The organism is Psychrobacillus sp. PGGUH221, assembly GCF_042055255.1.
Lineage (GTDB): Bacteria > Bacillota > Bacilli > Bacillales_A > Planococcaceae > Psychrobacillus.
Genome location: NZ_JAQMHQ010000006.1, coordinates 56,051 through 78,695, shown reverse-complemented (window position 1 = coordinate 78,695; position 22,645 = coordinate 56,051). Strand labels below are relative to the sequence as shown.

Annotated in this window: 26 protein-coding genes, 1 pseudogene and 2 riboswitches; of the genes and pseudogenes, 22 read left to right on the top strand and 5 right to left on the bottom strand. The window is 34.1% G+C overall.

The window, feature by feature from the left end; genetic code table 11:
• Positions 1-24: 24 nt before the first annotated feature.
• Entirely contained in the window at positions 25-228 is a 204-nt protein-coding gene (locus PGC35_RS11330; protein WP_375219259.1) for a Spo0E family sporulation regulatory protein-aspartic acid phosphatase, read from the bottom strand.
• Positions 229-485: 257 nt separating this feature from the next.
• Here PGC35_RS11330 and PGC35_RS11325 point away from each other — a divergent pair, with 257 nt between their 5' ends.
• From PGC35_RS11325 to PGC35_RS11295, 7 genes are all read left to right on the top strand, one after another.
• Positions 486-920 (top strand): hypothetical protein, encoded by a 435-nt coding sequence (locus tag PGC35_RS11325; protein ID WP_375219258.1) that lies wholly within the window; start codon positions 486-488, stop codon positions 918-920.
• 72 nt (positions 921-992) lie between these two features.
• Entirely contained in the window at positions 993-2,291 is a 1,299-nt protein-coding gene (locus PGC35_RS11320) for a serine hydrolase domain-containing protein (RefSeq protein WP_375219257.1), read from the top strand.
• Positions 2,292-2,522: 231 nt separating this feature from the next.
• Positions 2,523-3,263 carry a GTP cyclohydrolase II gene (locus tag PGC35_RS11315; protein ID WP_375219256.1) on the top strand — a complete coding sequence of 247 codons (741 nt, stop codon included), beginning with the start codon at positions 2,523-2,525 and terminating at the stop codon, positions 3,261-3,263.
• A 13-nt stretch (positions 3,264-3,276) separates the two neighbouring features.
• Positions 3,277-4,389 carry a bifunctional diaminohydroxyphosphoribosylaminopyrimidine deaminase/5-amino-6-(5-phosphoribosylamino)uracil reductase RibD gene (ribD, locus tag PGC35_RS11310; protein WP_375219255.1) on the top strand — a complete coding sequence of 371 codons (1,113 nt, stop codon included), beginning with the start codon at positions 3,277-3,279 and terminating at the stop codon, positions 4,387-4,389.
• Complete coding sequence (locus tag PGC35_RS11305; protein WP_375219254.1) at positions 4,386-5,468, top strand: FAD-dependent monooxygenase; 1,083 nt, start codon at positions 4,386-4,388, stop codon at positions 5,466-5,468. Before ribD ends, PGC35_RS11305 begins: the two co-directional genes overlap by 4 nt.
• Before the next feature lie 15 nt (positions 5,469-5,483).
• Positions 5,484-6,044, top strand: coding sequence for a 5' nucleotidase, NT5C type (locus PGC35_RS11300; protein WP_056831816.1), 561 nt, complete (start codon positions 5,484-5,486; stop codon positions 6,042-6,044).
• Between the two features lie 262 nt (positions 6,045-6,306).
• Positions 6,307-6,444: a hypothetical protein gene (locus PGC35_RS11295; RefSeq protein ID WP_375219253.1), complete on the top strand. Its 138-nt coding sequence runs from the start codon at positions 6,307-6,309 to the stop codon at positions 6,442-6,444.
• 226 nt (positions 6,445-6,670) lie between these two features.
• On the opposite strand, the gene PGC35_RS11290 is transcribed toward PGC35_RS11295, so the two are convergent.
• Positions 6,671-6,835 (bottom strand): aspartyl-phosphate phosphatase Spo0E family protein, encoded by a 165-nt coding sequence (locus tag PGC35_RS11290; RefSeq protein WP_256363929.1) that lies wholly within the window; start codon positions 6,833-6,835, stop codon positions 6,671-6,673.
• A 311-nt stretch (positions 6,836-7,146) separates the two neighbouring features.
• On the opposite strand from PGC35_RS11290, the gene PGC35_RS11285 reads away from it, so the two are divergent.
• From PGC35_RS11285 to PGC35_RS11260, 6 genes are all read left to right on the top strand, one after another.
• Positions 7,147-7,710 carry an NUDIX hydrolase gene (locus PGC35_RS11285; RefSeq protein WP_056831818.1) on the top strand — a complete coding sequence of 188 codons (564 nt, stop codon included), beginning with the start codon at positions 7,147-7,149 and terminating at the stop codon, positions 7,708-7,710.
• Positions 7,711-7,742: 32 nt separating this feature from the next.
• Positions 7,743-8,405 (top strand): HAD family hydrolase, encoded by a 663-nt coding sequence (locus PGC35_RS11280; RefSeq protein WP_056831820.1) that lies wholly within the window; start codon positions 7,743-7,745, stop codon positions 8,403-8,405.
• 18 nt (positions 8,406-8,423) lie between these two features.
• Positions 8,424-9,005 (top strand): histidine phosphatase family protein, encoded by a 582-nt coding sequence (locus PGC35_RS11275; protein WP_375219252.1) that lies wholly within the window; start codon positions 8,424-8,426, stop codon positions 9,003-9,005.
• Positions 9,006-9,263: 258 nt separating this feature from the next.
• The gene (locus tag PGC35_RS11270; protein ID WP_375219251.1) at positions 9,264-9,788 is read left to right on the top strand and encodes a hypothetical protein; all 525 of its coding nucleotides are present in this window, start codon (positions 9,264-9,266) and stop codon (positions 9,786-9,788) included.
• A gap of 28 nt (positions 9,789-9,816) precedes the next feature.
• The gene (locus tag PGC35_RS11265; RefSeq protein WP_375219250.1) at positions 9,817-10,281 is read left to right on the top strand and encodes a GNAT family N-acetyltransferase; all 465 of its coding nucleotides are present in this window, start codon (positions 9,817-9,819) and stop codon (positions 10,279-10,281) included.
• A 32-nt stretch (positions 10,282-10,313) separates the two neighbouring features.
• Positions 10,314-10,724, top strand: coding sequence for a GNAT family N-acetyltransferase (locus tag PGC35_RS11260; RefSeq protein ID WP_375219249.1), 411 nt, complete (start codon positions 10,314-10,316; stop codon positions 10,722-10,724).
• Positions 10,725-10,796: 72 nt separating this feature from the next.
• Here the strand turns inward: PGC35_RS11260 and PGC35_RS11255 are convergent, their stop codons facing one another.
• Positions 10,797-11,816: an NADH:flavin oxidoreductase/NADH oxidase gene (locus PGC35_RS11255; protein WP_375219248.1), complete on the bottom strand. Its 1,020-nt coding sequence runs from the start codon at positions 11,814-11,816 to the stop codon at positions 10,797-10,799.
• A gap of 471 nt (positions 11,817-12,287) precedes the next feature.
• Between PGC35_RS11255 and PGC35_RS11250 the strand changes: the two genes are divergently transcribed.
• Together PGC35_RS11250 and argH are read left to right on the top strand one after the other, a co-directional pair.
• A complete protein-coding gene (locus tag PGC35_RS11250; RefSeq protein ID WP_375219247.1) occupies positions 12,288-13,496 on the top strand; it encodes an argininosuccinate synthase in 1,209 nt (402 codons plus the stop codon).
• The gene (argH, locus tag PGC35_RS11245) at positions 13,493-14,866 is read left to right on the top strand and encodes an argininosuccinate lyase (RefSeq protein WP_375219246.1); all 1,374 of its coding nucleotides are present in this window, start codon (positions 13,493-13,495) and stop codon (positions 14,864-14,866) included. The genes PGC35_RS11250 and argH overlap by 4 nt, the downstream gene beginning before the upstream one ends.
• An 83-nt stretch (positions 14,867-14,949) precedes the next feature.
• On the opposite strand, the gene PGC35_RS11240 is transcribed toward argH, so the two are convergent.
• Entirely contained in the window at positions 14,950-15,993 is a 1,044-nt protein-coding gene (locus tag PGC35_RS11240; RefSeq protein WP_375219245.1) for a serine hydrolase domain-containing protein, read from the bottom strand.
• A gap of 335 nt (positions 15,994-16,328) precedes the next feature.
• A riboswitch (FMN riboswitch) is annotated at positions 16,329-16,459 on the top strand.
• A gap of 141 nt (positions 16,460-16,600) precedes the next feature.
• A riboswitch (FMN riboswitch) is annotated at positions 16,601-16,733 on the top strand.
• 180 nt (positions 16,734-16,913) lie between these two features.
• Here PGC35_RS11240 and ribE point away from each other — a divergent pair.
• The 6 genes and pseudogenes from ribE (at position 16,914) to PGC35_RS11210 (ending at position 21,321) form a co-directional block, all read left to right on the top strand.
• Positions 16,914-17,561: a riboflavin synthase gene (gene ribE / locus PGC35_RS11235; protein ID WP_375219387.1), complete on the top strand. Its 648-nt coding sequence runs from the start codon at positions 16,914-16,916 to the stop codon at positions 17,559-17,561.
• Between the two features lie 16 nt (positions 17,562-17,577).
• A pseudogene (ribB, locus tag PGC35_RS11230) lies at positions 17,578-18,198 on the top strand (3,4-dihydroxy-2-butanone-4-phosphate synthase); the annotation flags it as partial.
• A gap of 59 nt (positions 18,199-18,257) precedes the next feature.
• On the top strand, positions 18,258-18,722 hold the full coding sequence (ribH, locus tag PGC35_RS11225) for a 6,7-dimethyl-8-ribityllumazine synthase (RefSeq protein WP_053588980.1): 465 nt from the start codon (positions 18,258-18,260) through the stop codon (positions 18,720-18,722).
• A 184-nt stretch (positions 18,723-18,906) separates the two neighbouring features.
• Positions 18,907-19,749 (top strand): ABC transporter permease subunit, encoded by an 843-nt coding sequence (locus tag PGC35_RS11220; RefSeq protein ID WP_375219244.1) that lies wholly within the window; start codon positions 18,907-18,909, stop codon positions 19,747-19,749.
• On the top strand, positions 19,746-20,786 hold the full coding sequence (locus tag PGC35_RS11215) for an ABC transporter permease (RefSeq protein WP_053588982.1): 1,041 nt from the start codon (positions 19,746-19,748) through the stop codon (positions 20,784-20,786). The genes PGC35_RS11220 and PGC35_RS11215 overlap by 4 nt, the downstream gene beginning before the upstream one ends.
• A gap of 52 nt (positions 20,787-20,838) precedes the next feature.
• Positions 20,839-21,321, top strand: a complete 483-nt coding sequence (locus tag PGC35_RS11210) for an NUDIX hydrolase (RefSeq protein WP_375219243.1) — start codon at positions 20,839-20,841, stop codon at positions 21,319-21,321.
• A 48-nt stretch (positions 21,322-21,369) separates the two neighbouring features.
• Here the strand turns inward: PGC35_RS11210 and PGC35_RS11205 are convergent, their stop codons facing one another.
• On the bottom strand, positions 21,370-21,834 hold the full coding sequence (locus PGC35_RS11205) for a DinB family protein (RefSeq protein WP_375219386.1): 465 nt from the start codon (positions 21,832-21,834) through the stop codon (positions 21,370-21,372).
• 210 nt (positions 21,835-22,044) lie between these two features.
• Here PGC35_RS11205 and PGC35_RS11200 point away from each other — a divergent pair, with 210 nt between their 5' ends.
• Positions 22,045-22,638 carry a dienelactone hydrolase family protein gene (locus PGC35_RS11200; RefSeq protein WP_375219385.1) on the top strand — a complete coding sequence of 198 codons (594 nt, stop codon included), beginning with the start codon at positions 22,045-22,047 and terminating at the stop codon, positions 22,636-22,638.
• The last annotated feature ends 7 nt before the right edge of the window (positions 22,639-22,645 follow it).

Below are 22,645 nucleotides of genomic sequence, written 5' to 3'. Positions count from 1 at the left end.
TATTGAAACCGATTAGTTCCCTTATTAGGAGACTAATCGGTTTTTTAGTGAATTTATATTCTGATTATTATATTTTTCTTGATATCTATTTAGTAGTTGATCTAGCTCTTGGCTAATGGATACAACAAGGGGATGCGATAATCCTAATTTTTTTGCTTTTCTATACATGTCTTTACGCTTAATATCGATTCGAACCATTAAAGCCTTCTTATCCAATTTACTTTTCACTATTCTTCCTCCAAATAATATTTTATATTTAGCTTCCACCAAGAGGGTAATTTTTTACTAGTAATGAAGCAACTTGTCCAATTGTACGATAGATAAATTGCGAAATTTGTCTAGTTGTGTAGGAATGGTTCTATTTAATATAATTGTAATAAAAGTAAAAATTCTAAAAAATATAACAAATGAAAAATTAATATGAATTCTATTTTACTCATAGAGTGGATGTATACAACAACTGCTAAAAGGAAAGGAGATAGCTGGTGATTAAACGAAATGGGTTAGTACCAAAAAAGGCTCTTGTAGCTGCTATATCAGGTATATTTATAATTATCATCCTTTTTATGTTTTTTCCTTTCGGTTATTCTTTACAAGAAGATGGTAACGGAAAGGTTACGATTTCAGAAAACGGCATCTTGCGTAATGAATTTACTGTAGAGGTTACGGAAGCAAATGAATTAACAATCGTGTTGTTAAAATCGGTTTTGAAAGAATTTAAGACAATATGCATAATATTATTAATCATTTTTCCACTATTGCTACTTTCTCTTGCTTTTAACTATGTGCAGAAATCTAAAGGGATTTTTATAATTATGTGTGTTATTTCTATTTTCATGATGATCGCAATTACAATTTTATATTTTAACAATATAGAAATCATGGAAAACCTAATAAAAAGTTTAAGTCAGAAGAAATAAAGTATTGAAGAATGCTTTCAATCAATTTATGATTATTCCATATAATGCTAGAAGGTTTTTGGAGGAGTTCTGATGACGACAGATTATTTACAACAGCTTTTGAAGGATTGGGAAAAAGCTTACATGCAGAATAATTATCTCCATGGATCATTGTTGGTTGCATATAAAGGAGAAATGTTATTAAACAATGGGTATGGGATGGCAAACTTTGAACATGATATAGTTAATACATCTGAAACCAAATTTAGAATTGGTTCTATTACTAAAAGTTTTACTGCATTGGCTATTTTCCGATTACATGAGGAAAACAGGATTAATATACATAATACAATAAATAATTACTTGCCATATTTCCCAAATGGAGACAAAATCACTGTTTATCAATGCTTAACACATACAGCAGGGATAAAGAATTTCACAAGTTATCCAGATTTTTGGAGTAATACGATGCGCCTTTCTTCCAGTTTAGAGGAGATAATTAATTCTTTTAAAAATGAGCCGTTAGAATTCGAGCCTGGCTCACAATTTGATTATAGCAATTCAGGCTATTTGTTATTAACCGCAATTATTGAAGAAGTTACTGGATTTAAGTATGCTGAATATTTAAAGGAAAACATATTGAATCCACTTGGAATGTATAATACTGGCTGTGATAATGGAATAGAAATCGTACCAAACCTTGCAGCGGGATATTCATACAATGGTAAGCCAGTTCACGCCCCATATGCAGATCTTTCTTTTCCCTTAGGCGCTTATGGTCTTTATTCAACAACAGGTGATCTACTAATATGGGATAGAGCTATTAGATCTTCCACATTAATAAGTGAGGAAGCCACTAAAATCATGCTAACTGCTTATCAGGACTCCTATGCTTGTGGTTGGTTTAGAAAACAAGTAGCAGAAAGAGATTGCTACTTTCATTTTGGTGATATAAGTGGTTATGTAAATGAAATACTCTGTTTTGAAGAAGACCTCACGATTATTTTTTTATCCAATATGAATATTGTTCCTGTTAAAAAGCTGACAAGAGATATTGCTAAGAAAATTTTTGAACAACCAATTGAACTTCCTCAACCATTAAACCAAATAAACATATTTAATATGGATTTCATATGCGGTACTTATCAAAGCGATAATGGCCATTTGTCATTGCGCATCACACAAGAAAAAGGCTTATTCCTCTCAGTTCCTAAAGATTACGGTGTGGTTTATAAGTTTGGGCTTATTCCTATTAGACAGGAAAAAAACAAATTAACGATGAAAACGACAATAATAGATGAAACATTAGTATTGAGTTACTCTACAAAGAATGTGCTTTCCATTTGTTATACAGATTGCTATGGCAAACAAAGCATTCTAAAAAAAGGGTAAATAGGTTATGAAAGGAAGAACATTGGTGTTTCGAATCCCTTTATTCGAAGCGCCTTTTAATTTGTTCGTATTTGGCATATGATAGTTAATATTTGACTCTCGGTACTTGTAATTATATACTAGGTTACGATAGGTAAGTGGAATTAAATAAAATTTATCAAGACAAAAATGAAACAGACAGTACTGTAAAGCATGTACTTATGTTTAATCTATAAGAATGGTGAGATCGAAATGACGATATTAAATGATACTTTAAATGTTTTACAAGATAAAATGGATATGATAAAAATTTCGGACCAAGAGAATTTATGTTTAGTTGGTCCTGTTAAATTACCTATTAAACAAGGAGATTTTTCTGCAACTTTTAATTGGTACTCTTGGCTAAAAGTAGATGCGATGGAGTCGAAGGAAGAAGTTATTGCTTCCATTACAAACTCCCGGTTAGCTTTTGGTCAGCAATCTTCTGCATTAGTGTATGGTGATTTTGCAAACGAGGATGATGCACTCATTCGTATGCATAGCATTTGTCATACTGGAGACATTTTTGGAAGCCAGCGTTGTGATTGTGGATACCAGTTACATGAATCAATGAAGATGATCGTAGAACATGGTTGTGGGGCGATATTTTATTTGGCTGATCACGAAGGACGTGGGATTGGTCTTTTTTCTAAATCTTTGGCTTACCTTTTACAAGAAAATGGGTATGACACAGTGGAAGCAAATCAAGCTTTAGGGTTTGAGGATGATACTCGTTCCTATGAAGAGGCTATTCGAGTATTAGAAGCTTTAAGAGAAAAGCCAGTTACGCTTATTACGAACAATCCTAAGAAGCTTGACGCACTAAAAGCTCACGGGTTATTAGCAGATCATCATGTACCTTTATGGGGTGGAATGACAGATACAAATCGTTTTTATTTGGAAACAAAAGTGCAAAAATCAGGTCATATCAAAGAATCTACTATAAATAGTTAAGGAGTGCATGGCGATGAATACCGATCAAGATTATATGCGCCTAGCACTTAATTTAGCTGCAAGTGCAAAAGGTAATACGAACCCAAATCCAATTGTCGGAGCTGTGATTGTGAAGAATGGTGTCATAGTTGGAACAGGATTACATCGTAAAGCAGGGGAGCCGCATGCGGAAGTGCATGCATTTAATATGGCGGGTGAGCATTCTAAAGGAGCCACACTTTATGTAACGTTAGAACCTTGCTCGCATTTTGGAAAGACTCCACCCTGTGCAAACCTTGTAAAGGAATCAGATGTAAGTCGTGTAGTTGTTGCAATGCAGGATCCAAACCCAGAAGTTGCTGGTAGAGGTATAAAGCTTTTGCGTGATGCTGGAATTGAAGTAGAAGTCGGTGTACTAGAAGAAGAGGCAAAAAAACTTAATGAGCGATTCATTCATAACATGATTACACAACGTCCCTTTATCATTTCAAAATTTGCAATGACGTTAGACGGTAAGCTTGCTACCCATACAGGTCATTCGAAATGGATTACTGGTGAGGAAGCAAGAGCAGATGTACACAAGCTCCGCGATGAAGTAGATGCTATTTTGGTTGGGGTTGGAACTGTGTTGGCAGATAATCCTTCATTAACAACTAGATTACCGGAGGGCCAAGGAAAAAACCCAATCCGTATCGTTTTAGACAGTCAATTAAGAACGCCATTAGATGCACATGTTTTACAAACTGATGAGGCCGATACAATTATTGTAACATCAAATAGTGTAGATTTAGAAACAGTAAAACCGTATAAAGAAAAAGGTGTTTCCTTCATTTTTGTATCAAAAGATGACAAAGGATTGAACATTCTGGAGATGTTAAAAAAGCTTTTTGAAAGAGGAATTACGGACGTGCTCGTAGAAGGAGGAGGCGAGGTTAATGCTTCTTTTTTAAGAGCAGGTTTAATCGATAAATACTTTGTTTATATAGCGCCAAAAGTGTTAGGCGGAAGAAATTCGCTAACACCCTTTACGGGAAGTAATATAGATTCAATGAATGCGGCACACCTTTTATCTTTTGATGAAGTGCAAATCTTTGGTGAAGATATTAGGATTACTGCGTATCCAAATCAGGGTGTTGATCAGAAGTGAATTATAAAGTAGATGTTTGTATAGTTGGGGCAGGTCCTGGAGGTGCGCTGCTTGCCTATTTACTGGCGAAGAAAAATGTTTCGGTAGTGCTTTTGGAAAGATCACACGAAGTTGGAAAAGCATTTCGAGGTGAACATTTAAATGAAGAAGGCGAAGCAATTTTAAAAGAACACGGTCTTTTTGATGCAGTGGAACAATTAGGATTACTTCGAATGGAAAAGCTAGAGTATTGGCATGATGGAAAACCATTTAAAACAATACTACCTGACCCACAAGTGGGACATCTTGGTATTCATGTTCCTCAAAGTCATCTTTTAACTGTTTTATTACAGGCTGCACAACAATATCCAGCTTTTAACTGTATGATGAATACTAAAGTATTGGAGCTATTAAAAGATGATTCAGGAATTTTTTGTGGTGTCAAAGCAACAAAAGATGGGGAAGAAGTTAACATAGAGAGTCAATTAGTAGTTGGAGCAGATGGTCGATACTCAACCGTGAGAAAAAAAGCGGGAATTGATGCAACTCTTCGTAAACATGGATATGATTTGCTTTGGGCTAAAATACCTGCTCCTACTAGCTGGGAGCCATCGATAAAAATGGCACTTATTGGTGACAAACAACTTTCTCTCTTTACTCAAGCGCAGGGATATATACAAATTGGGTGGAATATTGAGGAAGGTTCATTTTCTTCACTTAGAAAACAACCATTTACTCCTTTTATTGAACAGCTTATTCTGGCATTTCCACAACTTAAGGAAACTGTTCATCAGCATATTCAATCTTGGCAGGACTTCGTCTTATTAGATGTGTATAGTAGTAAAAGTGAGAATTGGGGTAAAGAAGGCGTAGTGTTGATCGGTGACGCTGTTCACACGATGACACCAACTGGTGCATTTGGTTTAAATAGTGCATTAAAAGATGCTGATTTACTGGCATCTCTCATTGATGAAAATTATATATCTCAGCTTGATTTTACAAGTTGTGCTACGCAAAGAAAAAAAGAAGTTGAAAAGATTCAAGCGATTCAAATTGAGAAAGAACAATCATTTGCCTCACAATTTGTCGTTTTGGCTTAATTTAGGAGGATATTCGTGAAGTTTGGTTTTGATATTGATGATACATTAATTAATCTAAGAGAGCATGCCTTTCATTTATATAACAAAAAATTGAATCAAAATATAGCTTTGGATGTATTTCAAGCATTGAAAACTGTGGAAATACATGAAGCGTTTGGGATGGAAAAAGAAGCAGGAAATACTATGTGGAATAACTTATTGGAGGAAATTTATTTTACTGATTGTCCTGCCTTTGAAGGAGCTCTAGAAACATTACAGCAACTAAAAAAAGATGGACATGAAATTTTTTATATTACTTCACGCCCAAAAAAATACTGTCTGCAAACACGTGAATGGATGAAAGCTAAAGGTTTTCCAGTGGAAGATGGGCATTTTTATTGTGGGATGCAAGATGCAGAAAAAATAGCAACAATTCAAGAACTTGAACTAGACTTTTATTTTGATGATAAACCAGCTGTATTGGAAACCCTAAGTGGGGTAGCTTCCAAAGTGTATATAATGGACCAGTCTTATAACCAACAGGTGGAACTACCTAGGTTGAAGAACTGGGCCGATTTAGAAAAAATTATTCACTAATCAATGTGCTTACGAGTAGTCTTCTGGACAATGGTTAGACTGTCATGTAAGTTTAAACGGCTGACTTCAGTAAGCAAGAAATTAGAAGTAGGCTTATTATTTCATAAGTTAAGAAGAGTGATCATGTTCGTTAGGGAAAGCCTATCGTCTCTTTATGGGATGGTAGGTTTTTTGCATTTTATTCGATGAGAATTGTTTCAAATGTGTAAAACATAGTGAAAGCATATTGATCGCCGAGGTAATGATACATGAAGTTGTATATGTGTATATCAGACATATAGATCGAATCCTTACGCTTGTAGACATGAACTTCAAAGATGCAAATGCCTTTAGATTAATCATGAAAAGAGTAAGTAAAGCGCTTGTGAAATCAGAAAACCCAGATCATGTTTATGCATGAGATAATACAACTATCATTTTCTGGTTTAACTTTTGAATCTAAAGCTACGTTTATCAATAAGTAATGACAAAACTGATCCGTATTTCAAAATAAGTACGGATCAGTTTTAATAAATGGTTATTAAGGCACTGATTAATGTGTATAAGCAACTTATAAAGTAAACCATGGATGTGCGCTTGCTAAACACTACACATGAGCGTCTGTCTTTAAAATAATATATATGTTTTTAAGACACTTTTTCAAAATACTTATTGAGTAACACGTCTAGTTCTTGACTACAGGAGACGACAAGTGGATGGCTATATCCGAACTTCTTAGCCATATTGTACATAACTTTCCTTTTCATCTCAATCTGAACTAATAATGTATTACCTTTCAACAAAGTTTTCACAATTCTTCCTCCATAAAGTATATTTCGCTTCATTTCTTGACGAGTTTTTTTAGTATGTAGGGAAGCAACTAGTACATTGTATTATATCCAATTTAAAAAATTTGTCGTATTGTGGAAAAATAATGAAAGTTCACAAATTTGTCATAAGTTATATGTATAAAAGTCGAAGAAGCGAAAATTTTGGAAATCCGAAATGTAAATGAAACAATTTTCCCGTATAAACGTATACATTTCATGAGGAGAGAAGAAAACAGAGCAAAAGGTAGATCAATAAAATGAAAGTATAAAATACAGGTTTCAAGGAGATTTTCATGAAAAAGTGGAAAAAGTTAAACTCACAATATGTATATAAAACAGAATTTGGAAATTTACGAACGGATCAATGTGAATTACCTGATGGGCAAATCATAAACAATTATTACGTGAATGAATATGCGGATTGGGTCAATGCCATCGTTCTTACAAAAGAGAATAAGATTATTCTTGTTAAGCAATATAGGTATGCTGCTGAAGACTTCTTCTTAGAAATTCCTGCAGGCAAACCAGAGGGGGAGGAAAAATATGAGCAAGCTATAGTAAGGGAAGTACGAGAAGAGACAGGCTATATTACGGATAAAAATCCTATTTTAATTGGAGAGTTTTATGTGAATCCAGCTACTCAAACGAATAAAGTAGTGACGTTTTTATTAGAAGATACATATAAAGCATTTGGTCAAGAGCTAGACACCACTGAGTTTATAGATGTGGAGTTAGTCGACATCAATCATATGCACTCTATGATTACAAATGGTGAAATTAATCAACTTTTTACTGCTAGTGCTTTCTATATGTTTAAGGCATACTTAAACGAAAGAATTGGATTAAAAAATTTATAAGAATTATATTGAAGTGAAGAGAGGTTATGTAAATGTTCAGAGGGATTATATTTGATTTTGATGGTTTAATTGTAGATACAGAGACAGTCTGGTATGAGGCTTTTAAAGAAGCTTTGTTTAATAGTCATTCTGTTGAATTAGGGCTACCAGGGTACGCTAATTGTATAGGGACTGGTAATGAAGTTTTATATAAACATTTTCGTGAGGTGGTTGGAAATACAGTAGACTGTGAGCAAATAGAAAACGATGCATTATTAATATATACAAATAAAATGCAAGAACCAGTTCTTAGAGAAGGTGTGAAAGAATATTTGGAGGAAGCAAAAAGCCACAACTTAATAATTGGCTTAGCTTCAAGTTCATCCAAACAATGGGTAACTACTTATTTAGAACAACTAGGTATTATACAATATTTTGATGTGATTAATACAAGAGATGATGTCAACAAAGTTAAGCCCCATCCTGAGTTATATGTAAAAACCTTAAAGGACTGTGAGCTATTACCGACAGAGACTATTGCTTTTGAAGATTCATTAAATGGATTAACTGCAGCAAAAAAAGCAGGAATAAGATGTGTGATAGTTCCAAATGATGTGACTAGTAATCTACCATTTAATAATCATGATTATCATTTGAATTCCATGAAACAAGAATCACTAGAAGAAGTGATGAAAAAATTGGGACGTATAGTCTAATTAAAGGAGACGATTAATTTGACTACTGTTGCACTAATTAGGCATGGAATGACAGAATGGAATGTATTAGGAAAAGCCCATGGAATAACTGATATCCCTTTAAATTTATCCGGTGAAAACCAAGCATATGCACTAGCAGATAGACTATCTATGGAAGGCAAATGGGACATAATTGTATCAAGTGATTTACTTCGTGCTAAGGAAACTGCTCAAATTATTTCTCGCAAATTAGATGCTCTTACATGCATTTTTGACGAAAGAATTCGTGAAATTAACTGTGGAGATATCGAAGGAACTACGGAAGAAGAAAGGATAAAAAAATGGGGGAACAATTGGAGAGAACAGGAGCTCGGAATGGAGAAATTTGAAGAAGTTTCTGTTCGAGGGTCGGTATTTTTAGATGAATTAGTGACTACATATAAAAATAAGCATATTTTAGTTGTAAGTCATGGTGCGTTAATTGGTCTCACATTACAACATTTACTTCCTGAGAAATTTACAACAACTTATATTGAAAATGCATCGATTACTTTACTGACACACATGAAAAACGAATGGAATTGTTCTCTTTATAATTGCACAAATCACTTAGTGAATTAAGTTCCTAAGTAAAAGGAGGAACTCCATGTATGAAGCATCTTCTTATAGTATAGAAGTGCTTTTTTTAATTTGTAATTGTTTTACATGTTTTAGATGAAGGATTAAGTTATCATGATGAAGAATATTATGAAATACAGGTATATTTTTCAAAAATAGTAAGTGCTTAATATAAAAAAGGCATGTCATTAAAATTAGTAGAGTCCTTTTATGTTAAGAACATATTATTAAAAAGAGGATAGGAAAAGGAGGTATAAATGGATGAATAAATTAGTTATCCCTCTCCTTTTTTTACTGTTGTTATCAGGATGTAAGGATGATTCTACTAAAGTTAATGAAGTTAATGGAATAGAAAAAGATTTGCAATCGCAAATAACTCAGCTTGAAATAGAAAAGAAGCAGTTGAAAGATCAAGTAACGGAAATGCAAAAGATTCTTGATGAAGAGAGAGATTCTTTAAGGACGACAATGAATTTAACATTTAAACTTTTAACAGCTATGGAGAAAAAAGATTTTATATATATCTCCTCCATCGCTTCATCAAATGTTCAAATTGATGAACAAGACAGTTCTATTTTATTTGATCAACAAAACTATAGGCTCGAACTTACCGATAAAACTGTACATAATTTAGAAAACTTGGAGTATCGATTTTATGATTTAGAGGATGACAAGATGACTATAGGATTCGCTAAATATTTTTTGGAAGGGCATAGTACCATATATTTTGAATTTATCAACGTTGAAGGTACATGGTTAATAGATTATATAGTTACGAATGCATAATAGTGTGGTTAGTGGAAGGAGTTTACTTATGAACATAAGACTTGCAGAGAGAAAAGACTTTGACCAATTAATACAAATGAGATGGGATTTTACAATTGAAGATTATGAAACGAAATCTTTCGGTGAAAACGAGATGGATTCGTTTAAATTGGAGTGTCAAACATTTTTAGAAAATGCGCTGAATAGTGGGAATTGGTTTATTTGGGTCGCTGAGGAGGACGAAAAAATCGTATCCCATATTTACATCGAACTAATTCAAAAAGTACCTCGTCCAGGAAGAATCACTTTTCCATTTGCTTATATGACGAATGTATATACGATTAAAAAATACAGAAGCAAAGGGATCGGAAGTAAATTGATGAAGACGATACATGAATGGGTGAAAGAAAATAAATATGAATTCATTATCGTATGGACAAGTGATGCCAGCAGAAATTACTACGAAAGGAATGGATATAAGCTTTGTAATGATCCTATGGAATTTTTTTATTAAGTTAATTTAAGTAGAGTAGGGGAAGTATAAAAATGACATATAAAGTGATTGAAAAATTAAATGAGAACCAGCTTAATCATTTACTTGCTTTGTTTAAAAATGAATGGTGGACGAAAAATAGACAAGCTATAGATATAAAAAAAATGCTAGAAAATAGTAATGTAGTTATTGGGCTTATTCATGAAGAAACAGATGAATTAATTGGTTTTGCAAGAGTTATTACAGATACTGTTTATCGAGCTTTTATATTCGATGTAATTGCAAAAGAAGAATACAGAAATAGTGGTATAGGCAAGATTTTGATGGATTCTATTTTGAGCCATCCACTTGTACGAGATGTTGATAGAGTCGAACTTTACTGTCCTGATCGATTAGTTTCCTATTATGAAAAGTGGGGATTTTCAACAGATGTTAATGGCAGCAACTTAATGAGAAAAAAATAAGATGAAAATGAAAGAACCTCCACTATGTATATGCAAAGGGAGGTTCTAAGTCTGTTCTATAAGAAAGCCAATTTAAAAACCTCTTTTATAAGGTGTAGGAGGCTCTACTTCTCCTGTGATTGACTCTTCAGCGTGAAGTGCCCAATAAGGGTCCTTCAACATTCCACGGCCAATGGCTACTAATTCTGCATCGCCTTCTTCGATAACTTTTTCCGCTAGATTAACATCTTCTAATATACCAACAGCAATGACTGGTAAATCCAGTGCTTGTTTAAATGCACGAGCAAATGGAACTTGATAGCCCGGTGTATTTGCAGGTTTTACTTTACCGGGTGGTGCCTCACCGCCACTTGAAACGTGGAAAACATCAACACCAGCTTCTTTATATTTTTTAGCAAGTTCTAAAGAATGTTGTAGACCATATCCATTATCCATATATTCAACAGCAGAAATTCTCATGATTAACGGCATTCCATCAGGCATAACACTTCGAATTGCTTGAATAACTTCTACGCCAAATTTAGATAAATCTTTTCCATAATCATCTGATCTATTGTTAATAGCAGGTGAATGGAATTGATGAATTAGGTAACCATGTGCCCCATGAATTTCAATTGTATCGAAACCGGCTACAATTGCTCGTTTTGCTGCATCTTTAAACTTATTGACCATTTCTTTCACTTCATCAGTTGAAAGAGCTCTCGGTTTTTTCCACTTACTATCTACTGGAATATCAGATGAACTAACAGGTTCTTTGGCGTCTGTTGCTTTTCTGCCGGCATGAGCAATTTGAATACCTATTTTCGAGCCATATTTATGTACTTCTGAGACAATTCTTTCATAAGCAGGAATCTGTTCATCAGACCACAGTCCTAAATCATTGTCCGTAATTCTCCCATCAGGCTCCACATCAGTCATTTCAACTATTATTAAACCTGACCCACCGACAGCTCTTGAAACATAGTGAACAAAATGCCAATCATTTGGAATGCCGTCCTTAGCTTCAACGGAATATTGACACATTGGTGGCATTACAACTCTATTTTTTATTTCAAGCCCTTTTAGCTTTATAGGTGAAAATAAATGACTCATTCTAACACACTCCTTTCGTATTATTATCTTTGTTTCTTCTCTGGTAATCAAATCATGTGCTTTTAAATTTTAATATATCTAGATGGAGGGGAAAGTTAGGGGTATACAAAATAATATCATTTCCTAAACCTAGGGTATTCACTTTGAGATGAAATAACCGGTATATTACAAATGAAGGTAATAAAGATGCTATCCAAAAGTTTATTTAGCATACACAGGTAGAAGTTATAAAGAATACAATTGACGAAATTGAAAGACAGCTTAATACAACTCAAATCACATATACTTTTATTTGAAATATGATTAAGAATAAAGTATAGAAACCTACAATAGAAGATACTTTAGTAAAATAAAAAAATGAAATATATTCCTCATAATCATAAAATATTAGTTGTATTTATACATTAAGCATGTTACATTATGTATATTAATACTAAAAAAACGTATAAACATACATTGGAGGAATATAAAATGAACAAAAAAGTCGTTTTAGCTTATTCAGGTGGTTTGGACACATCTGTAGCAATCACATGGTTAAAGGATGAAGGATATGATGTTGTTGCTGTTTGTCTAGATGTTGGTGAAGGAAAAGATTTAGAGTTTGTTAAAAACAAAGCCCTACAAGTTGGAGCTATCGAGAGCTATATGATCGATGCAAGAGAAGAATTTGCAAATGAATACGCTCTTATAGCACTTCAAGCTCATACATGGTATGAAAATAAATACCCACTTGTTTCCGCTTTATCGCGTCCGTTGATTTCGAAAAAATTAGTAGAAATTGCAGAACAAACAGGTGCAACTGCAGTAGCTCACGGCTGTACAGGTAAAGGGAATGACCAAGTACGTTTCGAGGTTTCGATTAAAGCTTTGAATCCAAGTTTAGAGGTAATTGCACCAGTTCGTGAATGGAGCTGGAGTCGTGAGGAAGAAATTGAATATGCAAAGACGAAAAATATTCCTATTCCTATTAACTTAGACAGTCCATTTTCTATTGACCAAAACCTTTGGGGGCGTTCAAATGAATGTGGAATTCTAGAAGATCCGTGGGCAGCACCTCCAGTTGATGCATATGATTTAACAGTTGCATTAGAGGATGCACCTGATACTCCAGATATTATTGAAATTGAGTTTAAAAATGGAGTCCCAGTTGCTCTTAATGGTGTGGAATATAAATTATATGAGTTAATCCTAAAATTAAATGATTTAGCTGGTAAACATGGTGTTGGACGTATTGACCATGTAGAAAACCGATTAGTTGGGATTAAATCACGTGAAGTATATGAAATTCCAGGAGCTCATACTCTATTACTTGCCCATAAAGAGTTAGAAGATATTACTCTAGTAAAAGAGTTGGCTCACTTCAAACCAGTGATGGAGAAAAAATTAACAGAGCTTATTTATGAAGGACTTTGGTTCTCTCCACTAAGAACTGCACTAGAGGCTTTCTTAAAAGAAACACAAGTATATGTAAATGGTACAGTTCGCGTGAAGCTTTTCAAAGGCCATGCAATTGTCGAAGGGCGTAAATCTCCAAACTCTCTATACAATGAAAAGCTTGCAACATATACAAAAGATGATGAATTTAACCATGCTTCTGCAGTTGGATTTATCGAACTTTGGGGTCTTCCAACTAAAGTTCACGCTATGGTGAATAAGGGAGCAGAGAAGGTGCAATCATGACCAAATTGTGGGGCGGAAGATTCCAAAAATCTGCCGAGCAATGGGTAGATGAATTTGGTGCTTCCATTGGCTTTGACCAAACACTAGTAATGGAAGACTTAGATGGCAGTATCGCGCATGTTAAAATGCTTGGAGATTGCAAAATCCTTCCTTCTAAAGATGTCCAACAAATATTGTTTGGTCTAGAAGAGTTAAAAAAACGTGCAGCAGAAAACGAGTTAGAGTTTTCTGTTGCAAATGAAGATATTCATTTAAACTTAGAAAAAATGTTAATTGATCTAATTGGTCCAGTTGGCGGTAAGCTACACACTGGCCGTAGTCGAAACGATCAAGTAGCTACTGATATGCATCTATTCCTGAAAAATAGAGTAGGTGAAATCATTGAGTTAATTGACCTCTTCCAAAAAACACTTGTGGAACAAGCAGAAAAACATGTGGAGACTCTTGCACCAGGTTACACCCATTTACAACGAGCGCAACCAATTTCGTTTGCACATCATTTAATGGCTTATTTCTGGATGCTAGAACGCGATAAAGATCGTTTTCATGACTCGATTAAACGTATTGATATCTCTCCGCTAGGAGCAGGTGCACTTGCAGGTACTACTTTTCCAATCGACCGAAAATTGGCCGCTGATTATTTAGGCTTTTCAAATGTATATGCTAACAGTATGGATGCTGTAAGTGACCGAGATTTTATCGTGGAATTCCTTAGTAACTCCTCGATGCTGATGGCACACCTGTCAAGATTTGCCGAAGAAATTATTCTATGGTCTAGTTCAGAATTCAATTTTATTGAACTGGATGATTCGTTCTCTACTGGTTCTAGTATTATGCCTCAAAAGAAAAATCCAGATATGGCCGAGTTGATCCGGGGAAAAACAGGGCGTGTGTATGGAAATCTTATGGGCTTGCTGACTGTAATTAAAGGATTACCCCTTGCTTATAACAAAGACATGCAAGAAGATAAGGAAGGTATGTTCGATACAGTTCATACAATTGTTGGATCGTTGAAAATTTTTGAAGGTATGGTTCGTACAATGACGGTTCATACAGAGCGACTTCACGATACTGTTCATAAAGATTTTTCTAACGCAACAGAACTTGCTGATTATCTTGCTTCAAAAGGGCTTCCATTCAGAGAAGCACATGAAGTGACAGGAAAGTTGGTTTTCCTATGTATCCAACGAGGCTATTTCTTATTGGATCTTCCACTAGAAGATTTACAAGAAGCAAGCAATCTAATCGAGTCTGATATTTACGATGTCCTTTCACCATTAGCGGCCGTAAAAAGAAGAAATTCATTAGGTGGAACTGGATTTGAGCAAGTTAAAATACAAATTAATGAAGCTAAAAATCGTTTAGCATAATAATAACTGTAGAAACCACTCACATTCGTGTGAGTTTTCTACAGTTTATTGGTTTTTAAGCATATCAGTGCTTGTGAAATATCTTACTTTACTCCCATTGCTAACTTTATAGAAAGTCGAATCGGCAGACTAGGGTTAGCAAATTGATTAACATCCCCGACAAAAAAAATGTCCTTCTGGGGATAGTAAAATGCAAAGGAACCAGATGAGCCGGAGTGACCCAGTAATTCTCCCTTTTCCATAAACGGCATTAATAATCCACCAAGAGTAATTCTCATATATCCTCCCCCATAGCTAATCGGTCCCATTGTGATTTGAAGCTTGTTATAATTAGCTAGTTCGTCAAATACAATTTTATTAAACAACTTACCGCCAAAAAATGCTTTAATAAATATCATCATTTCTCTAGCAGTAGTAACAGCACCGCCACTCGCACGACAACTACAAATAAACATAGGGCGGTTCAATACTTTATCCTTATAGTAAATATGTGGTATAAAATCATTTTCACTTTGTGGAAGATAAGTATTCTTAAGCTCTAGTGGAATAAAAATTAATTGCTGGTAGGCTTCTGCCAGTGTCGTTCCATTTACGTTTTCAATAATTTCACCAAGTAAATCAAAGTTGAGGTCAGAATAATAGGCTTTTCCATTAGTACGCGGAATGAAATGTGGTTTTAGTTCTTTTGCCCAATTTAAAAGTTCATGAAAAGAAAAGCTGAAATCTTGATTAATAACTTTTCTTTTAGTTGAACTCTTCTTCTCTTCAAATTTATCAGGTAATCCGCTAATTTGAAACAACAAGTCGTATAAAAGTAAGTCAAATGAATATTCCTTTGACTTGTATATATGCAGTCCGCTTAAATGTTCTTGGTCAATAAATTCAGATATTTTATTCCTCAATGATAGCTTTCCTTGTTCTTGCAAAATTAAGATACAAGCAGTGGTCAAAAGCTTTGTTATGCTTGCCATAAGCAATGGTGAATCTAATTCCTTACCACCATAGCCTTTGTACCAAGAAAATTCACCTCTTGTATCTTCCATATAAACAATTCCTTCATGAATGCGCTTATTAACCATAGTTTTATTAAAAACCTTTTCTAAAATTATAGATTTATACATTTTCATAAGGTCTCCTTTCTAAGATCTGATACAAAATGTTGCTATTATTAATTTCTTTAATACTCATAAGTAAAGTGGAAGTAAATGTACAGAATCCTTTTATATTATTCTTTAAATAAAAAATATATCCCTTCTTTAAACATTTAAACAAATAGACCAATAAGAAACTGTTTAAAACACAACTTATAGAGTAATTCTCTACTGGTATTAAAGTAGATATAATACAGAATATACACTTGTGTATACTTGACTGATTGAGCAATCTGATATATTAACAAATATAGGAAAGACAAGTTACGTGTATAATTATTCTTTACGTGGTATTATAATTGCATAGATGAATAGTCCTTCGGGGTCGGGTGAAATTCCCAATCGACGGTGATGAAGAAATTCTAAGCCCGTGAGCCTTTTTAAGGCAGGATTTGGTGCGAATCCAAAGCCGACAGTATAGTCTGGATGGGAGAAGGACGTTTGAACAACTTTATTTACTTATGGAGAAAAACTTCTTCTATAGGTTTATTTGTTGATGAAAATAACTTTTCTAACGACCCCGTAGAGATTCTCTATGGGTTTTTCTTTTTTTAAAATGAAAAACCAATTACAACTTTATATTATATTCCTTCGGGGTCGGGTGAAATTCCCAATCGACGGTGATGAAGAAATTCTAAGCCCGTGAGCCTTTTTTAAGGCAGGATTTGGTGCGAATCCAAAGCCGACAGTTAAAGTCTGGATGGGAGAAGGATGTAAGAGCAAGAAGCCTTTTAAATTTTCTGGATTTAAAAAGGTTTATTAAGTATTGCTTAAATTACATAATCCCAAAACCCCTTAATTTCTAAGGGGTTTTCTTTTGTTTATCAGAGAATTTTGTTGTCAAGACAGGAGGTTTTCTGAATTAAATAAAATATTTCTGAATAGAGGTGTTTATGTTGTTTACTGGAATTATAGAAGACTTAGGAAAAGTTAAGGCCCTTAAAAGTGGTGCGAACAGTATGAAGTTAACATTGGAATCTTCTAAAATAGTTGAAGACATTCATTTAGGTGACAGTATTGCTGTTAATGGTGTTTGTTTAACAGTTATTGCTTATTCTAATAATCATTTCACTGTAGAAATAATGCCAGAAACTGTTAAGTCAACAAATATTCGTTCACTGCAAATTGGCCATGAAGTCAATTTAGAAAGAGCGATGGCGGCAAATGGAAGGTTTGGTGGACATTTTGTTTCTGGTCATGTGGATGGAACGGGTGTCATCTTAAGAAAAAGAAAACTGGAAAATGCGGTGTACGTAGATATCGGTATTGATAGAGAACTCAGTAAATATTGCATGCTAAAAGGTTCGGTAGCGATCGATGGAATTAGTTTAACTATTTTCGAAGTGCAGCCCACACAAATAACAGTATCGCTTATTCCACATACATTCAGCGAGACAATCTTAGGTATTAAAAGAGAGCAAGACATTGTAAATATTGAAAATGATTTATTGGGGAAATATGTTATTCAACAATTAGATCAAAAACAAGAGAAATCAACGAACTCAACAATAACGATGGATTTCTTAAGACAAAATGGATTTTAATAAAGGGGCTTTTACTATGTTTCATACAATTGAGGAAGCAATAGATGATTTAAAAAAAGGTAAAGTCATTATTGTAGTGGATGACGAAAGTCGAGAAAATGAAGGAGACTTTCTAGTATTGGCAGATTACGCTACACCCGAAAATATTAACTTTATGGCAACGTATGGTCGTGGATTAATATGCACACCTATTACGAAGAATTTAGCTGATTATCTAAATTTATCTCCTATGGTCGAAAATAATACGGATAACCATCAAACAGCCTTCACTGTTAGTATAGATTATAAAACAACAGAGACCGGTATTAGTGCATTTGAACGTTCTGAAACGATATTACAACTTTTGAATGCTGAGTCAGTAGGCTCTGACTTCCGTCGACCTGGTCATGTGTTCCCACTAATAGCAAAAGACAATGGTGTACTTGAACGTCCGGGTCATACGGAAGCAGCGGTTGATTTTGCAAAACTTTGCGGAGTTAAACCCGCTGGTGTCATTTGCGAAATTATGAGTGAAAATGGGGAAATGGCTAGAGTACCAGAATTAAAAGAAATAGCAAATCTTCATGGATTGAAATTTGTCACTATTGAAGCATTAGTAAATTATCGAAATGCACATGAAAAATTAGTGATGGGTGAATAGCTTTAATTAAGAGGAAATATTAACTTATAAAATTAAAAATTTAGGAGAGATAAAGAATGGGACAAATATTTGAAGCACAATTAATCGGAACAGATTTGAAAATAGGTATTGTAGTTGGTAGATTTAATGAGTTTATCAATGGAAAATTATTAGATGGTGCAATGGACGGGTTGAAACGTCACGGTGTTTCTTTGGATAATGTAGATGTAGCATGGGTACCTGGAGCATTTGAAGTACCATTTTTAGCGAAAAAAATGGCGGAAACAAAAAAGTATGACGCAATTATCGGTTTAGGAACTGTTATTCGAGGCTCTACTACACATTACGATTATGTATGTAACGAAACAGCAAAAGGTATTGCAAGTGTGGGGTTAACAACGGGTGTGCCAGTTATGTTCGGCATTGTGACAACGGAAACAATCGAGCAAGCTATTGAACGTTCTGGTACAAAAGCTGGTAACAAAGGTTATGATGCAGCAGTATCTGCAATTGAAATGGCGAATTTAAGCCGTTTATTTTAATAGACATAAAAAACAGGCTATCATTAGCCTGTTTTTTTATATTCGCTTGTTCCAATCGATTTAAGAGGGCTGAAAATTGGATTAAATGGAGAAATGTCTCAAATTACTTAAAATTCTCTTTTTTTTATATTTTACTATGTTATGATATTTTCATCTTAGTTTTCAGACAGCAGGGGGATTTTTTGTGAAGAAATTATCAAAATGGTTGCTTCAATTGACGGTAGCTTTTATAGGTATTTTACTGATAAGTGGCTTACCTATATTGATCACAGGTATACAACAAGGGGAGTTTAGGGGAAAGGAATATTCGCAACATATACTTGCACTATTTCCAATTTCTAATTTTATGGATCAATACTATGGTCCACATATAGGGGAGTATATTACCTATTCCTTAGAGATATTATTTTTGGCATTACTAGTTGCAATATTTTTAGCATTATTATTTACGATTCTAACAATGCTGTTTAAAGAACGAACAAGACAGCGAATTAAAACGATCTTTTTCTTTTTGGAATCCTTTCCAGACATATTAGTGATCTTGCTTGTTCAGTTAACGGTAATTATGATTCATAGAAATACAGGTATTTTTCTTTCTAAAATAGCCGTCACTGGTGGAGAAAAGATTTATATGCTTCCTGTTTTTTGTTTGATGATTTTACCGATGGTACAGCTGTATCGCTTAAGCATGCTGACATTTGAGGCAGAGGAACGTAAAATGTATGTAGAACTTTCAAAGTCGCTTGGTTTTAATAAATTAATTATTTTAATTATACATATATTTAGGAATGCAATTGTTAGTATATTTTTTCAATCGAAAAAGACGATGTGGTTTATGCTTTCTAATTTATTTATTTTAGAACGAATGTTCAATATGCCAGGTATTATGTTTCACTTGAGCCAAAACATGTCTGGCGAGCTTTTTTTAATTACAGTTTGCAGTTTCTTTTTACCTGTTTTCATACTGTACAGCTTTGGTGAGTGGTACTTTTTACGCCGTTTGAATCGGGGAGGTGCTATCTTATGAAGTCTGTTTGGAAGCAACCTTATTTTGTTTTTGGATTTATCATTCTTGCATTCTTTTTAATAGGAAGTTTTGTATTCGAATGGATTAATGGACCGGATCCTAAGCAAACATTTTTTATATACGAAAAAGGTAAATTAGTAGAAGCAGCCCCACTTTCACCTAGTTGGGCTAATCCTTTTGGGACAGACCAGTTCGGTTATGATATGTTTGCAAAAATTATGCTAGGTGCAAAATATACTATTATTGCTGCAATGGGAGTTGCTGCAGTCCGTATGTTTATTGCAGTACCCCTAGGTTTTGTCATAGGTACGTATTGGCAAAAGAAACGTTCATTATTGAATAGTTTTATTGATCCGCTACATTATGTGCCAATGACCATATTTTCCTATCTCATGTTGTTTCCCGTATTATGGGAGCCGATGGAAGGGTTCTCTACAACGGTATGGGAACGTATTGTTATTCAAGTTGTGTTAATGGCTATTATAACCGTTCCTATTGTGTCCGCTTTAATTGGGAATGAAGCGAATTTACTTTATCAGCAGGAATACATTTTAGCTGCAAGAACACTTGGAGCGAGTCGTCGAAGAATAATAACGAGACATCTCTTTCCAATGATGCGGGAAAAATTGTTTGTACTTTATGGTCAGCAAGTGGTTGAAACATTAGTTGTTTTTACACATTTAGGACTTCTTCAATTATTTATTGGGGGGACAAATGTGAGCTATGATCCGATGTTTGGAGATCCACCTAAATCGATAGCGTATGAATGGGCTGGACTATTTGGTTCTTCGTTTCGATATTTACAAGGTGTTCCATGGCTGCCCCTTGCTCCAGCAATCTGTTTCGCACTCGTTATATTAGCTGTTGCCACTATGATCGAGGGCTATACGCGAGCAGTGAGTGGGCAAGTAATCATTCCGAAACGAAGAAAAGCTGTATTTGTTTCGGATGACACAATTGAATGGAATCAACGTCAGTTAAAAGAAAAGTTGCGTTTGCTACATCAAACTGAAAAACAAAAATCAACAAAACTGTAGGCTTTAGTCTACAGTTTTTTTACAGCATATTAAATTTTAGGAGGAATTTAAAATGAAAATGCCAACACATATATTAGCAGTTGGGGGAATAGTAGAGAACGAAAAGGGAGATATTCTGTTAGTGAGAACACTTCATGGGGGATGGGTTTTTCCTGGCGGTCAAGTGGAAATAGGCGAAAATCTAATGGATGCCTTATGTAGAGAAATAAAAGAAGAAAGCGGAATAGATATAGTTGTTTCTCGCATGATTGGTATTTATTCAAATACTGGTATTCATAAATGGTATGACAATAAAACGGATGTCCCTACTAAGTTGATAGTAGATTTTTTGTGCAAGCAAACTAGCGGAGAACTTTGTACTTCTGATGAAACAACAGAAAGTGGCTGGGTGGCAAAAAATAAAGTGTTAGATTTAATTACTGCTCCAGCTATACTTGCACGTTATCAAGCTTATTTAGATTTTAATGGTACTGTAAATTATATGGAATATGTAACAAAACCAGATTTTGTACAGAAGTTAAACAGGAAAATATAGATCTAGTAAACTCTCTTCTTTAAAAGTGACTCAAAGAAGAGGTCCATATCAATAGTTTGGTTCTCTAAATAATATATCGCTAGATACAGGTTTAATGCCGATTTCCCTAGACCAAATAGATAATTGTCCTATATGATGCGTTTCGTGTGAAATGATATGATGCAAAATTTTATCGTAAGAAAATGAATAAGTAATACCCTTTTTATTAGTAATTTTTAATACTTGATTGTCCTGATTAGAAATCCACCTTTGGATAAAATCATAAGTATTTTGCTTTGTTTCATTCGAAAAATTAATTACGTCTTCAAGGTTGGTAATTAAGTCAATATTACTCTCTATAACAGGTGTACCATTCATTTGATTGATCCATAGTTGTTCACAATCTATTACATGGTATAAATTATGTAAAATACTACCCATCCCACCTATACGTTTTTTTGTTAGCTCTTCAAAAGATAAATCGAGACACCATTCAAACCAATCATTCCTTATTTGCCAATTATACAAAAACATCTCAAGCACTTTCTTACCTCCTATTCTTAAACTATTATTTCATATTATCGCAAATATTCTATAATATTGGTAGGATAGAAAAAAGTCTTAAGAAGACGGCTGCTAGAAGAAAGATTTTGTTGGGTTTAAGGAGAACTACTACTTAAATATTTAATAGAGTTTAGTAAAAGATGCTACAGCTAATTTTAGTCTAGAAGGGGGATGTATTAGATTTACATACAAAATAGATCAAATTCTTTAATTATTGTAGTTCATGAAATTTACGGAATTAATCAGCATATGAATTATATTTGTCGTACATTATCAGAAAAAGGGTTTGATGTTATTTGTCCCAGTTTATACGAACTTGAAACATCATTTGAATATATTCAAGAGGAAGTTGCTTATAAACATTTTATGGAGAACGTAGGTTTTACAAATGCTTCTAAAAAAATCAAATGTGTATTGTCTGACATGAAAGATAGATATGAGAAAGTATATATAGTTGGATTTAGTGTGGGGGCTACGATTGCTTGGTTGTGTAGTGATGAAAATGGTGTCGATGGAATTGTCGGATTTTATGGTTCTCGTATAAGAAGCTATATAGAGATAGAACCCTTATGTCCTTCATTGCTTTTTTTTCCAGAAATAGAGAAATCGTTTAATGTGAACGAGTTAATCCAACGTTTAGAAGAAAAGAATATAAAGGTACATAAATTTAACGGCCATCACGGGTTTAGTGACCCATTTTCTCATAAATATCATGAAAAATCAGCACAAAAAGCATTTAACAAGATGTTCGATTTTTTCAGAAAAATTGAGTAAAAAAAAG